Here is a 14,303-nt window from a genome sequence, read left to right on the forward strand (position 1 = left end):
GTTTTACTTAACGAACCAATTTCTTATACTTAATACGTTTAGGCATCAAATCACCTCCAAGGCGTTTTTTCTTATTCTCTTCATAATCAGAGAAACTTCCTTCAAAGAAATATACCTGTGAATTTCCTTCAAAAGCAAGGATGTGCGTACATACCCTGTCCAGGAACCACCTGTCGTGAGAAATCACCACTGCACATCCTGCAAAATTTTCTAGACCTTCCTCCAGCGCCCTTAGGGTATTAACATCAAGATCGTTGGTAGGCTCATCCAGCAACAGAACGTTCCCTTCTTCTTTTAGGGTCATTGCAAGGTGCAAACGGTTACGTTCCCCACCAGAAAGCATACTCACCTTTTTGTTTTGTTCGCTTCCTCCAAAGTTAAACCTGCTTAAATAAGCCCTGGAATTTACCTGACGGCCACCCATCATAATTAATTCCTGCCCATCACTAAAATTTTGCCAGATGGATTTTTCAGAATCGATATTGGAATGCGCCTGATCTACATAAGCGATCTTTACGGTTTCCCCTACTTCAAAACTCCCTTTATCGGGCTGAATTTCCCCCATAATCATTTTGAAGATCGTGGTTTTACCGGCTCCATTGGGTCCAATAACTCCAACAATCCCAGCTTGCGGAAGATTGAAGTTAAGATCCTCATAAAGCAATTTATCATCAAAAGCTTTGCTTACCCCTTTGGCTTCAATCACATTTGTTCCCAAACGTGGACCATTTGGAATATAGATTTCCAGCTTTTCATCCATTTGCTTTTGATCCTGACTAAGCAGTTTATCATAATTATTCAAACGGGCTTTTTGCTTGGTTTGTCTTCCTTTTGGAGACATTCTGGCCCATTCCAATTCACGTTCCAGAGTTTTCTGACGCTTGCTGGCTGTCTTTTGCTCCTGTGCAAGGCGTTTGGATTTCTGGTCCAGCCAGGAGGAATAATTTCCTTTCCACGGAATGCCTTCTCCTCTATCGAGTTCCAGGATCCAGCCTGCCACATTATCCAGGAAGTACCTGTCGTGAGTTACCGCGATTACCGTTCCTTTATAAGCAGCCAAGTGATGTTCCAGCCAGTGTACAGATTCTGCATCCAGGTGGTTGGTAGGCTCATCCAGCAATAATACATCGGGTTCCTGCAGAAGCAATCTACATAAAGCTACCCGGCGGCGTTCCCCTCCAGATAAAACTCCTATTTTCTTGTCGGGCTCCGGAGTACGCAAAGCATCCATCGCGATTTCAAGCTTGGTATCCAGTTCCCAAGCATTTGAGGCATCAATTTGATCCTGCAGCAAAGCCTGTTTATCCATCAGTTTTTCCATTTTCTCTGCATCTTCATAAACTTCGGGAAGACCAAACATATCGTTGATCTTATTGTACTCATCGAGAATGGCAACAGTTTCTGCTGCTCCTTCTTTTACTACTTCAAGTACGGTTTTCTCATCATCCAGTTTTGGTTCCTGTTCCAGGTATCCCACGGTATAGCCCGGAGAAAACACCACATCTCCCTGGTAATTTTTTTCTTCCCCTGCAATAATCCGCAACAATGTGGATTTTCCGGAACCGTTAAGACCAAGGATCCCGATTTTTGCACCGTAGAAGAAACTTAGATAAATATTTTTAAGCACCGGAACATTCGCGCCGGGATAGGATTTTGTGAGTCCGGACATGGAAAAAATAACCTTATTGTCGTCTGCCATTCTATTTTGTTTTATAATTAATATCCTACTTTAAAGCCAGTGACGGCTTTTTAGATCTTTTTGTATTTCTGCACAAATATCAGAATTTTAAATTCAAGTTAGGTTTGGTCCTGAAGTTTTTTAGGAAGAATATAAGCCCAACTGTCTTAACAGAATTAAAAGTTGCCCATTGTGATATGCGGTATGCTCAATAACCAGCAGAATTTCGCGAAGTAGGGAATGATTGGTGCCCTTGCGCACAGGAGTAAGAAGGTCGTTTTCTGGATTTAAAAGAAAATCAGAAAGTTGATGACGTTCCGCGAAATAATCGGCTTTCAGCTGTTTCCAATCGACTTGAGATGCCGGAGCTTTTTCCTTTGGCCAATATTCATCCGGCCAGTGATGAGATTCATATTTTTCAGCTGTACAATAATCAAGGATATCCTTCTGTGCAAATTTTATATGATAAAAAAGTTCGTAAAATGAATATGGAAGCTTCCCGGGTCGTTCACCTAATTTATCAAATTTGATATTTTTCAGCATTTCTTCCACAGGCATAAACGCTGCACCACCTTCTAAATGTTTTGAAATTTGCTTCCTTATTTCAAAAAAATCCGCCATTTTTAAACCCTTCCTTTAAGTGCATTGAAAGCCCAGGACATTACAAAAAAACCTATTCCTACCGTGGAAAATCCAATGGCATAATCCTGATATTTAAGCACTCCCAATAAGACTAAAGCGATCCCAATAAGCAACATAAAAAAAGATGCCCAGGCAAAAATGGTATTTTTATTCATTCCCATAAATCCAGTTTTTATTTTATCGCCTTTAAAAGGCTTTCGCGTTATTCCTTTTTGTATCAATCCAAAAGGTGCTGTTGCAATCCCTTGGGCATTATCTCAACAAATATCCGATATTTAAATGATTTAATTCACCATAAAAATTGCCTCGTTTTTGTATTTTAGCCTCGTTACAATAAGCCCGGTTCCATCTTAAATAGATATTCTGGAAAAAAATACTCTTAAAGATACTGAAATCTGAACAATCCATAAAAAAACAGGCATGAATATCAACTTCAATAAAAATGAAGATCATAATAAACTTTTAGCTTCTTCCCTCAGGCAAAAACTTTCTAAGGTGCATCTTGGCGGCGGAGAAAAACGAATCGAAAAACACCACGGGAAAGGCAAAATGACTGCACGGGAGCGCATCAATTATCTTTTGGATGATGCCGATGCCGCAATAGAAATAGCGGCTTTTGCGGGAGATGAAATGTATAAAGAACATGGAGGTTGCCCAAGCGGTGGTGTCGTGGTAAAAATAGGTCATGTCTCTGGAAAGCAATGCATCGTTGTTGCCAATGATGCCACGGTAAAAGCAGGCGCCTGGTTCCCTATCACCGCAAAAAAGAACCTTAGAGCACAGGAAATCGCCATGGAAAACAGGCTTCCTATAATTTATCTTGTAGACAGTGCCGGGGTATATTTACCTATGCAGGACGAAATTTTCCCGGACAAGGAACACTTCGGAAGAATCTTCAGAAACAATGCCGTAATGAGCAGTATGGGAATTACCCAGATCTCTGCCGTGATGGGAAGCTGTGTCGCCGGGGGTGCTTATCTTCCTATTATGAGTGATGAAGCCATTATTGTTGAAAAAACAGGAAGTATCTTTCTTGCAGGAAGCTATCTTGTAAAAGCCGCCATTGGAGAGTCTATTGACAACGAAACCCTGGGAGGTGCATCCACACATTCTGAAATTAGCGGAGTTACGGATTATAAAGCAAAAGACGACAAAGATGCCCTGGAAACCATTAAGAATATAATGGACAAGATTGGGGACTACGATAAGGCCGGATTTAATCGAAAAGAAGCACTTAAACCAAAAGAAAATCAGGAAGATATTTTTGGGATCCTGCCAAAAAAACGCAGTGATCAATATGATATGCGGGAGATTATAAGCCGATTGGTGGACGAGTCCAAATTTGAAGAATATAAAGAAGGTTACGGACAAACCATTATCACCGGATATGCACGAATAGATGGCTGGGCAGTTGGAATTGTTGCCAATCAGCGAAAGATTGTGAAAACCAAAAAAGGTGAAATGCAGTTTGGTGGAGTAATCTATTCAGATTCTGCCGATAAAGCAACCCGGTTCATAGCAAATTGCAATCAGAAAAAAATTCCACTGGTTTTTTTACAAGATGTTACAGGGTTCATGGTTGGGAGCAAAAGCGAGCATGGCGGAATAATTAAGGATGGAGCAAAAATGGTAAGCGCAGTTAGCAATTCGGTAGTACCAAAATTCACCGTTATCATTGGAAATTCCTATGGCGCCGGAAATTACGCTATGTGCGGAAAAGCCTATGATCCAAGACTTATTGTTGCCTGGCCAAGTGCTGAACTGGCTGTAATGGGTGGAACTCAGGCTGCCAAGGTTTTAGCGCAAATTGAAACCGCTTCCATGGCCAAAAAGGGTGAACCTGTAGATGCCGAAAAAGAAAAGGAAGTTTTTGAAAAGCTCAAAGCAAAATACGATTCCCAAACTTCACCTTATTACGCCGCTGCCCGGATCTGGACGGATGCAATTATCAACCCGCTGGATACAAGAAAATGGATCGCCACAGGGATAGAAGCAGCCAACCACTCCCCTATTACCAAAGATTTTAATTTGGGGGTAATTCAAACATAAAATTTAGTTTCCATATTTATGAATAAATTTCTTTTTCCAATACTTCTGGTGCTATTCGGACTTAATACTTCCTGTTCACAGGTTTTAAGCGATAAACAACAAAAATATACCGAAGCCGATTCTCTTAGGGGATCCCTTAGAGCAGAAAGGGCTTATGATGTATTAAAATATCACCTACAGGTACGGGTAGATCCTGAAGAAAAATATATTTCTGGTTTTAATAACATCACATTTCTAACAGAACAGGAACTACCGCTGATGCAAATCGATCTTTTTGAAAATATGAAGGTAGATTCCATCATACATCAGAATAACCCTCTAAAATATGAGCGAAAACATAATGCTGTTTTTGTGGAATTTGAAGAGCCTTTAAAATCGGGTGTTTTAGATTCTGTAAAATTCTTCTATTCCGGAAATCCAATTATCGCAGAAAATGCTCCCTGGGATGGCGGGTTCGTATTTGAAAAAGATGATGATGGAAATCATTGGATTGCCGTTGCGGTACAAGGAACGGGAGCCAGTCTTTGGTATCCAAACAAAGATCATCAAAGCGATGAACCGGAAGAAGTGTTAATAGAAGCTGAAGTTCCCAATGGCCTTATGAATGTTTCCAATGGAAGATTTATGGGTAAAAAAGACCTGGGGGATGGTTTTACACGCTGGAGCTGGAAAGTCACAAACCCCATAAATAATTACAATGTGGTTTTAAACATTGGAAATTATGTTCATTTTAAGGATTCCTATCAGGATCTCGATCTGGATTATTATGTACTTCCCTACAATCTTGAAAAAGCTAAAATGCAGTTTGAAGAAGTGAAGCCAATGATGGAATGTTTTTACGAAAAATTCGGGGAATATCCTTTTGTGGAAGATGGGTTTAAGTTAGTGGAAACTCCTTATTTAGGGATGGAACATCAAAGCGTTGTGGCTTATGGAAATGAATATGAAAAGGGCTATCTGGGAAGGGATCTTTCGGGAACAGGCATAGGTTTAAGATTTGATTTTATAATAATTCATGAGTCGGGGCACGAATGGTTCGGAAACAGCATAACTGCAAAAGATATAGCAGATATGTGGATCCACGAAGGATTCACTGCATATTCTGAAGCTGTTTATGTTGAATGCCGCTGGGGAAAAGAGGATGCCCTGGAATATTTAAAAGGAACACGCAATGGAATTGGAAATAGTACTCCTATCATTGGAGACTACGGGGTTAATTCTGAAGGTTCTGGAGATATGTATTACAAAGGTGCCAGTTTGCTCAACACTATCAGAAGTATTTATAATGATGACGAACTTTGGTGGAAAACTCTTAAAGATTATACAGAAACATATAAACACCAGATCATTGACACTAAAACCACCGAAAACTTTTTTGATAAAGCAACCGAGGTCGATTTAAAGCCTGTTTTTGATCAGTATTTAAGGCATTCCAAAATACCCGTACTTCAGTTTAAAAAAATTGGAACCCAGGTATATTATCGTTGGCAGAAAACGGTTGAAGATTTTAATATGCCGGTAGATGTATTTGTTAAAGGGAAAGAAATTAGATTATACCCCACAGATGAATGGATGCCATTTTCTGAAATGGTGAAGGATAAAAATGATATCAAGGTAAACAACCTGAAATTTTATATAGCTTCCTCTTTTATGCAATAAGTAAAAAATTCAATAAAGCTCACCACCTGCAGGTTTTTTTTGTTTTTTCCCCAGAATACTCCCTTTTATCCCACAGAAAATTCCTGTTCCAGATCCCGTTAAATTTATTCTAATCCATTAATATCACCCGAATGTTCAGGAAATTATTAGTAACTTAATTTAATAATTCATAGAAAGTAGTAAACAAATGGATAGCGTATTTATCCAATAACATTTAAATCATTATATGTCGAAACTTAAAAATCTGAATTTTAAAGCTGTGATCCTGGACATGGATGGAGTAATTACTAAAACTGCAAGGGTTCATGCCAAAGCCTGGAAAAAAATGTTTGATGAATTTTTGGAAGAAAGAGAAGGAGGCGATTTCCAGCCCTTAGAAATCAAAACTGACTATAAAAAATACATAGATGGCATCCCACGATTAGATGGAATTCGCGGTTTTCTAAAATCCCGCGATATCGACATCCCGGAAGGAAACCCCAATGATGACCACGAGAAGAATACGGTTCACGGGTTGGGAAAAAGAAAAAATAAGATCTTTAGGGATGTTATAGAAAAAGATGGTGTACAGGTTTATGAAGATACCGTGGAAATGATTAAAAAATGGGAAAATGAAAATATAAAACTTGCAGTAATCTCTTCCAGTAAAAACTGTAAATACATCATGGGAAAATCGGGCCTTGAAGATAGGTTTAAGGTAAGGGTGGATGGAAATACTTTAAAGGAAGAAAATTTAAGAGGGAAGCCGGAACCGGATATGTTTATAAAAGCAGCTGAATATCTTAATGTAAAGAATGAAGAAACTATCATAATAGAAGATGCTGTCCAGGGAGTACAAGCAGGAAAAAAAGGAAGATTTGCCTGTGTGGTTGGTGTGGCAAGAAATGGTGAAGAAAAGTCTTTAAAGGAAGCCGGTGCAGATATCGTAGTGAGAAAACTTACAGAACTTTCATACATGAATAAAAAAACTCCAGAGACGCTTCCCAATGCCCTAAAAGAAATTGAAGAATTGTTCGAAATAAAAGGGAACAGGAAGATCACAATTTTCCTTGACTATGATGGAACATTGACCCCAATTATTTCAGATCCTGATGCTGCAGAATTACCGGATGATAACAGGGAAATAATTGCCGATCTTTCAAATATTACTCCGGTAGCCATCATCAGCGGTCGTGATCTCAGGGATCTAAAATCTAAAATTGAAATAGATACTGTTATTTATGCCGGAAGTCATGGATTTGATATTACAGGACCTGATGGTTTGGAAATGGTGCACGAATCGGAAAAAGAAGTTACTCCTGCCCTCGATGAAGCTGAAAAACGCTTAAAAGAGCAGCTAAAAGATATACTTGGCGCATATATCGAAAGAAAAAAATTCGCGATTGCTGTTCATTACAGAAATGTGGAACAAAAGTATGTTCAGGAAATAAAAGATGCCGTTCAAAAAGAAGCAGATCGCCAGGATATATTAAAGACAGGCAGCGGTAAGAAAATCCTGGAACTTAAGCCGAATATAAACTGGAACAAAGGATATGCGCTGGATTGGCTTACAGAAAAACTGGCTTGGGACAAGGAAAAATATCTTCGGATATATATAGGTGATGATATTACCGATGAAGATGGCTTTGAGGCGCTTATTGAAGAAGGGGTCGGGATCCTGGTAGGAACCCACGGCGAAAAAACTTCTGCAACTTTAGCACTTCGCAATACAAATGAGGTGACCAAATTTCTTCAACATATAAAGGATCGGTTAAAATAAACGGAAGAAAAAGAAAAACAAGCAATTATGGCACCTTTTAGTATAACCTATAACGAATGGAAACCAGGAGAACAAAAACTTCGGGAAGCTCTTTGCACTTTAGGTAATGGCTATATTGGCACCCGGGGAGCTGCAGAAGAGAATTCCAATAATCACTTCAATTATCCCGGAACCTACTTAGCAGGTGGTTACAATCGTGCTAAAACCAAAATTTCAGGAAGGATTATTGAAAATGAGGATCTTGTGAATTTTCCCAACTGGCTCTGCCTTAGTTTTAGGCCTGAAGGAGGAGAATGGCTAAACCTTGAGGAAGTAGAAATCCTTGATTACAAGCAGGTCCTGGATATGAAAAAAGGTACTCTGGAACGAATTTTCAAGATAAAAGATCCTGAAGGTCGAATAACTTCCATTTACAGCCGCCGCCTTGTAAGTATGAAAGATTTGCACCTGGCTGCCATCCAATGGCATTTCACTCCGCAAAACTGGAGCGGAAATATAGAAATACGCACAGCTCTGGACGGCACCGTTATAAATGATAATGTTGCCAGGTACAGGGAACTGGACGGGCAGCATTTGCATCCTTTAAACACCGAGGTGATTAATGAAAATAGCATGCTTTTACAGGTACAGACAAAACAATCGAACATTATAATGGCCCAGGCGGCAAGAACCCAGATTTATTCCGGACAAAAAATTGTAAAAAGCGATATAAGCACACAAAAAAAAGAAGGATATATAGAGCAGGTTTTCCATTTTTCAGCTAAAGAAGGAAAAAAATACGTAGTCGAAAAGATCGTCGCCATCTATACAAACCGAGACAGAGCTATAACAGAGCCATCCCTGGAAGCCTGCAATGATATTGAGCGTGCAGGAAGATTCAAAGAAATGCTTTTAAGACAAAAAGAAGCTTATAGATTTTTGTGGCATCGATCTGATATAGGCATAATAGGCAACAAAAAGATTCAGCAATTAGCACGTCTGCATATTTTTCACAGCATGCAAACCATCTCTCCAAACACTATGAATCTTGATGTAGGCGTGCCAGCCAGGGGTTTGCATGGGGAAGCTTACAGAGGTCACATTTTTTGGGATGAACTTTATATTTACCCATTTCTCAACCTGAGGTTTCCTGAAATTACCAGAAGTTTATTGATGTATCGTTATTACAGGCTGGATGAAGCCCGTCATGCCGCCAAACAGGAAGGTTACAAAGGAGCCATGTTCCCATGGCAAAGTGGCAGTAACGGACGGGAAGAAAGCCAGATATTGCATTTAAATCCCGAATCGGGAAATTGGATCCCAGATAACACCCATTTACAAAGGCACGTGAATTCGGCTATTGCTTATAATATCTGGAACTATTATGTAGCCTCAGATGACAAACTTTTTCTTTCCTATTTTGGAGCCGAGATCTTCCTGAGCATTGCTCTATTTTGGGCAAGTAAAGCTAAATATAACAAGGAGCGGGATCGTTATGAAATACACGGAGTTGTTGGGCCCGATGAATATCATACCTCCTATCCCGATTCTAAAGAGCAAGGCCTTAAAAACAATGCCTATACGAATATAATGGCAGCCTGGGTGCTTCAAAAAGCTTTAGAGATTCTGGAACTTATTGAAAAAAGCCGAAAACGTGAATTGCTCCGGGTTCTGGCCATCGATGATACAGAATTTTCTTTGTGGCAGGAAATCAGTAAAAAAATGTACGTTCCTTTTATTGCAGATGGGATTATCAATCAATTTGAGGGTTATGAAATACTAAAAGAGTTTCCGTGGAAGGATTACCAGGAAAAATATGGGGATATACAGCGCCTGGACAGGATTCTTGAAAAAGAAGGGGATAGCCCAAATAATTATAAGGCCAGTAAACAGGCAGATGTCCTTATGCTTTTTTACCTGTTTACCCAGGGTGAATTAAAGAATATTCTTGAAAATCTTGGATATGAATTTCAGGAAGGTATGATCACTAAAAACATTGAATATTACAGTGAACGCACTTCCCATGGATCCACACTTAGCCGATTGGTTTTTTCCTGGATCCAATCAAAATATGACAAAGCAAAATCCTGGGAAAATTTTGAAAGACTCATTATCAGTGATTTTGAAGACATTCAGGGTGGGACTACCCCAGAGGGAATTCATTTGGGGGCCATGGCGGGATCATTAGACCTTATTCAACGAAATTTTGCAGGTCTTGCTGTATGTGATGATGCTTTATGGATAAACCCCAGAGTACCTGAAAGCATCAAAAAAATTTCCATGCGTATAAATTACAGAAAGCACTGGATCTTTGTCGCTGTGGATCATGAAAAGATAAAGATTTCTTTTGAAGAAGGCTGGAGCAATGAAGTAAATATTGGGGTTCTTGATGAGCTTTATAAATTCAAAATTGGAGAAGTAAGGGAATTTTCACTCGTGCCCCAATCATAAACCACCGAAGTTAAAATTTTCATCTTTTTACAACAAAATCCATTAAGGGAAATGAAAAACGGATCGGAGGAAATAATTGAAAATGCTTCTCTAAAGTCTATAGAAGAGGTCCTAAAAGCATTTTCTGTTGATAAAGAAAAAGGGCTTTCAGATGAAGAGGTCAATAAGAGGTTAAAAAAATATGGCCCGAATATTCTTGAAGAGCAATCCCAAAAAAATATTTGGCAAATACTTTTTTCCCAAATCAATAATCCAATAATTTACCTTTTAAGTGCTGCAGCTATATTAGCCTTTGCCTTTAATGACATCGCCGAGGGAATCGCTATTGTAGTTGTTCTGTTGATAAATACAATTATAGGTTTTTGGATGGAGTATAAAGCCCAGAAATCTATGAAATCCCTAAAAGAATTAGATAAAATACAAGCCAGGGTCATTCGCCATGGAAAGAAGGAAAGGATAGATGCAGAAAAGATAGTACCCGGAGATATTTTAATTGTGGAATCCGGCGATCTTATTCCGGCAGATGGAAGAATACTGGAAGCCACAGAATTGCAAATTGATGAATCTCCCTTAACAGGAGAATCTGTACCCGTAAATAAATCTCCTGAGGTTTTGAAAGAGGAAAAACCTGTAGCGGACCGCATAAATATTCTTTATAAAGGAACCGCTGTAAGCGGCGGTACAGCAAAAGCTGTGGTATACGCAACAGGGATGCAAACCGAATTAGGGAGCATTTCGGCTATGGTTGGAGAAGAGAAAAAGGATGAGATCCCATTAAATCAAAAATTAAATAAGCTCACCAAAAACCTGATCTTAGTAACTATAGGACTAGCCGTTGCCTTCCTGGTGTTTGGCTGGATATTAGGAAAAGAGATCTACTTACTTATTCAAACCTCTATTGCCTGGACAATTGCAGCCATTCCCGAAGGTTTGCCAATAGTAGCCAGTATAGCTCTGGCAAGAGGCATGCTTCGCCTGGCTAAAAAAAATGTTATTGTAAAAAAACTGGAAGCGGTAGAAACCCTTGGGGAAACCACGGTCATCTTCACAGACAAAACCGGAACCCTTACAAAAAATCAGCTAACGGTAGATACCTTGTATTTTCCCGGAGACGTAAGAATGAATGCCAATTGGAAAGGTGCTAAACCCAATATTGAAGAAAAACAGGAACCGGAGAAAAACGGAAACTTCCTTCAGATCTTTAAAATATCAATACTGGCAAACGATGCAAGTTTAGATGGAGAAGAGAAACCTGAAGAGGAAGAGGAAGAACAAAAAAGAGATTCATTAGGAGTAAAGGAAGCAAAAGGAACTGAAGGTAGAAAGATTGAAGCGGAAGAGAAGAAAGAAGAAGTAATTGAAAAAGATGCAGATGATGATGTGGCCGAAGAAAACGAAAAAGGAGATGGAGATCCGCTTGAGATCGCCTTACTAAGCTTCACTAAAAAGTTTGATGAGGATCTTTACCGGAAAAATCGCAGTTTAAAAAGAAAATTACATGATCCGTTCGACTCCGAAACGATGATCATGGGCACTGTTTATAAGGAAAATGAAGGGTTTTATGTGGCCGGCAAAGGTGCTGCACATGCAATTCTTGATCGTTCTAGTCAGGTTTTGGCGGGGAATGAACTTAAGGAACTATCTGATGATGACAAAGAGTACTGGCATAAAAAAAATGACGAATTATCTGAAGAAGGATTGCGGGTATTGGCGTTTTCATATAAGAACATAGATAGCCTTCCGGAGGGAAAAGAAGCGGAAGATTTTATTCATGGGATGAATTTTGCCGGTTTAATAGGCTTTATTGATCCTCCCCGAAAAGAAGTTGCCAATGCAATCGATATCTGCAAAGATGCAGGGATAAAGGTGATAATGGTTACCGGGGATCATCCCGGAACGGCTAAAAATGTTGGGAAGGAGGTAGGAATCTATGAGAGGGATAAAAAGAAAGGGGATGGAGTGCTTTCAGGAAAAAACCTTCAGGAGGAATTCGAAAAAGAAGACGATTCCAAATTAATAAATACAAAAATATTTTCCAGGGTTGACCCTTCCCAGAAATTAGAACTCATCAAACATTTTCAAAATAAAGGAGAAATAGTTGGAATGACAGGTGATGGGATTAATGATGCTCCTGCTCTTAAAAGGGCCAATATAGGAATAGCTATGGGAAAACGGGGAACCCAGGTTGCTCAGGAGGTATCAGATATGGTATTAAAAGATGATGCCTTCGGTTCTATTGTAAAGGCCATAGAGCAGGGACGGATTATTTTTGGGAATATCCGGAAATTTATAATTTACCAGTTATCCTATCACCTAAGCGAAATTTTGATAATCGCACTGATTAGTTTTACCCTGTTCACCCTGCCCCTGCTACCATTGCAACTGCTTTTCCTCAATTTATTGTCGGATGTTTTTCCTGCACTGGCTTTAGGGATTGGGGAAGGAAATCCGGGAATTATGAAAAAACCCCCAAAAGATCCTGAAGAACCTATTCTAACCAAAAAGAATTGGATCCAGATAGGCTTTTACGGAGTGATTTTGACCATTTGTATTTCAGGGGCATATTTCTTTGCCCACTTTGTATGGGATCAACCTAAGGAAATAACGAACAATGTTGCCTTTTTCAGCCTTGCAATTGCTCAGTTAATTCATGTTTTTAATATGAGGGAAACCGATGAAAATATTTTTAATAATCAGGTCACCCGTAATAAATATATTTGGATGGCACTCGCTTTTTGTTTCACCATATTAATTGCAGCCTATTTTATTCCCGGAATTTCCGAAATTCTTTCATTTCAGGAACTTGAATTAAGGATTTGGGGACTTATAATTATTACAAGTTTACTGCCTTTAATAATTATTCAGCTTATAAAAATTTTCAGAAAAAACTTTTAATTCTAAAATGATCCAGCAAAAATAAGATCCAATAAAATTTAATAGATAAAATATTCTAATAATAAATAAACTCTTATGAAAATTGTAACCCTAACCCTGAATCCGGCACTGGATAAAAGCACTTCAATAGATAAACTGCAACCGGAAAAAAAACTGCGATGTGAAGAACCAAATTATGAACCCGGTGGCGGCGGAATTAATGTTTCCAGGGCAATAAATATTTTGGGAGGGAGCTCATTGGCTATTTATGCAGGAGGTGGTCCTGTTGGCGATAAAATAGAAGAACTGCTTAAAAAGGAAGGAGTAAATCAGCAGCGCGTCAATATTAAAAAAAATACCCGGGAAAATTTGATGGTTGTTGAAAGTTCAACCGGAAACCAATACAGGTTCGGGATGCCGGGAGCAGAGGTAGGTCAGGAAGGCATGCAGAAATGCCTGGATGCGATAAAGAATCTTCCCGATGATGTTAAATACCTGGTTGCAAGCGGCAGTTTACCTCCGGATGCACCAGATGATTTCTACGGAACAATTGCTAAAATTGCCAAAAGAAAAAATATTAAATGCTTGGTAGATACTTCTGGAAGGGCTTTGTTGAAAGCTGCGGAAATGGGAGTTTGTATTTTGAAACCCAATTTAGGAGAGTTAAGTACACTGGCAGGAAAAGAGGAAATCTCGGGGCTGCAACAGGAGGAGATCGCAAAAAAAATAATAAACGAAGGCAAAGCAGATATCCTAATAGTTTCTCTGGGCGCACGGGGGGCAATGGTAGTAACTAAGGATCATATTGAATATTTTGTGCCTCCTACCGTCAAACAGGACAGTACAGTTGGCGCGGGGGATTCTATGGTAGGAGGGTTAATTTTGTCCCTTTCCCGTGGAGATTCATTAAGAGATGCCGTAAAATGGGGAGTAGCTGCAGGTACTGCCGCAACAATAACCCCCGGGACAGAATTGTGTCGCAAAAAAGACGTAGAAAAAATATTTGATTGGCTTAGTGAAAAAGAAAGAACCAGCATGAGAAAATGAATTTGAGGAGGGAATCAGGATAATGATGAATTCTCCTGAAATCAAAATACTTCAATTCAATTTTCTGGATATCTTCAAAAATGGAATATTTATATCACTATTAATAATATAAACCATTCAAATTTAACATATTATGAATATCCATTTTATCAAAATAGCTTTAAA

9 protein-coding genes are annotated in these 14,303 nt (G+C 39.1%); 6 read left to right on the forward strand and 3 right to left on the reverse strand.

The genetic code is table 11. The features are described from left to right. Positions 1 to 7: 7 nt before the first annotated feature. The 3 genes from ettA to ACKGJN_RS08245 all read right to left on the reverse strand — a co-directional run bounded on the left by ettA (position 8) and on the right by ACKGJN_RS08245 (position 2,481). A complete protein-coding gene (ettA, locus tag ACKGJN_RS08235) occupies positions 8 to 1,699 on the reverse strand; it encodes an energy-dependent translational throttle protein EttA (RefSeq protein WP_409538996.1) in 1,692 nt (563 codons plus the stop codon). Positions 1,700 to 1,819: 120 nt separating this feature from the next. Continuing rightward, positions 1,820 to 2,299 (reverse strand): DinB family protein, encoded by a 480-nt coding sequence (locus ACKGJN_RS08240; RefSeq protein ID WP_409538997.1) that lies wholly within the window; start codon positions 2,297 to 2,299, stop codon positions 1,820 to 1,822. Between the two features lie 2 nt (positions 2,300 to 2,301). Continuing rightward, complete coding sequence (locus ACKGJN_RS08245) at positions 2,302 to 2,481, reverse strand: CAL67264 family membrane protein (RefSeq protein ID WP_409538998.1); 180 nt, start codon at positions 2,479 to 2,481, stop codon at positions 2,302 to 2,304. Between the two features lie 259 nt (positions 2,482 to 2,740). Between ACKGJN_RS08245 and ACKGJN_RS08250 the strand changes: the two genes are divergently transcribed. The 6 genes from ACKGJN_RS08250 (at position 2,741) to ACKGJN_RS08275 (ending at position 14,138) form a co-directional block, all read left to right on the forward strand. Beyond that, positions 2,741 to 4,369, forward strand: coding sequence for an acyl-CoA carboxylase subunit beta (locus tag ACKGJN_RS08250; protein ID WP_409538999.1), 1,629 nt, complete (start codon positions 2,741 to 2,743; stop codon positions 4,367 to 4,369). A gap of 18 nt (positions 4,370 to 4,387) precedes the next feature. Next, positions 4,388 to 6,028: a M1 family metallopeptidase gene (locus ACKGJN_RS08255; protein WP_409539000.1), complete on the forward strand. Its 1,641-nt coding sequence runs from the start codon at positions 4,388 to 4,390 to the stop codon at positions 6,026 to 6,028. Between the two features lie 226 nt (positions 6,029 to 6,254). After that, positions 6,255 to 7,787: a trehalose-phosphatase gene (otsB, locus tag ACKGJN_RS08260; RefSeq protein ID WP_409539001.1), complete on the forward strand. Its 1,533-nt coding sequence runs from the start codon at positions 6,255 to 6,257 to the stop codon at positions 7,785 to 7,787. A gap of 27 nt (positions 7,788 to 7,814) precedes the next feature. Next, positions 7,815 to 10,217 carry a glycoside hydrolase family 65 protein gene (locus ACKGJN_RS08265; RefSeq protein ID WP_409539002.1) on the forward strand — a complete coding sequence of 801 codons (2,403 nt, stop codon included), beginning with the start codon at positions 7,815 to 7,817 and terminating at the stop codon, positions 10,215 to 10,217. Positions 10,218 to 10,268: 51 nt separating this feature from the next. Next, positions 10,269 to 13,112, forward strand: coding sequence for a cation-translocating P-type ATPase (locus tag ACKGJN_RS08270; protein WP_409539003.1), 2,844 nt, complete (start codon positions 10,269 to 10,271; stop codon positions 13,110 to 13,112). Between the two features lie 75 nt (positions 13,113 to 13,187). After that, positions 13,188 to 14,138 carry a 1-phosphofructokinase family hexose kinase gene (locus ACKGJN_RS08275; protein ID WP_409539004.1) on the forward strand — a complete coding sequence of 317 codons (951 nt, stop codon included), beginning with the start codon at positions 13,188 to 13,190 and terminating at the stop codon, positions 14,136 to 14,138. Positions 14,139 to 14,303: the final 165 nt, after the last annotated feature.

The sequence above is a fragment of the Gillisia xinjiangensis genome (genome assembly GCF_046298265.1).
GTDB classification, from domain to species: domain Bacteria; phylum Bacteroidota; class Bacteroidia; order Flavobacteriales; family Flavobacteriaceae; genus Gillisia; species Gillisia xinjiangensis.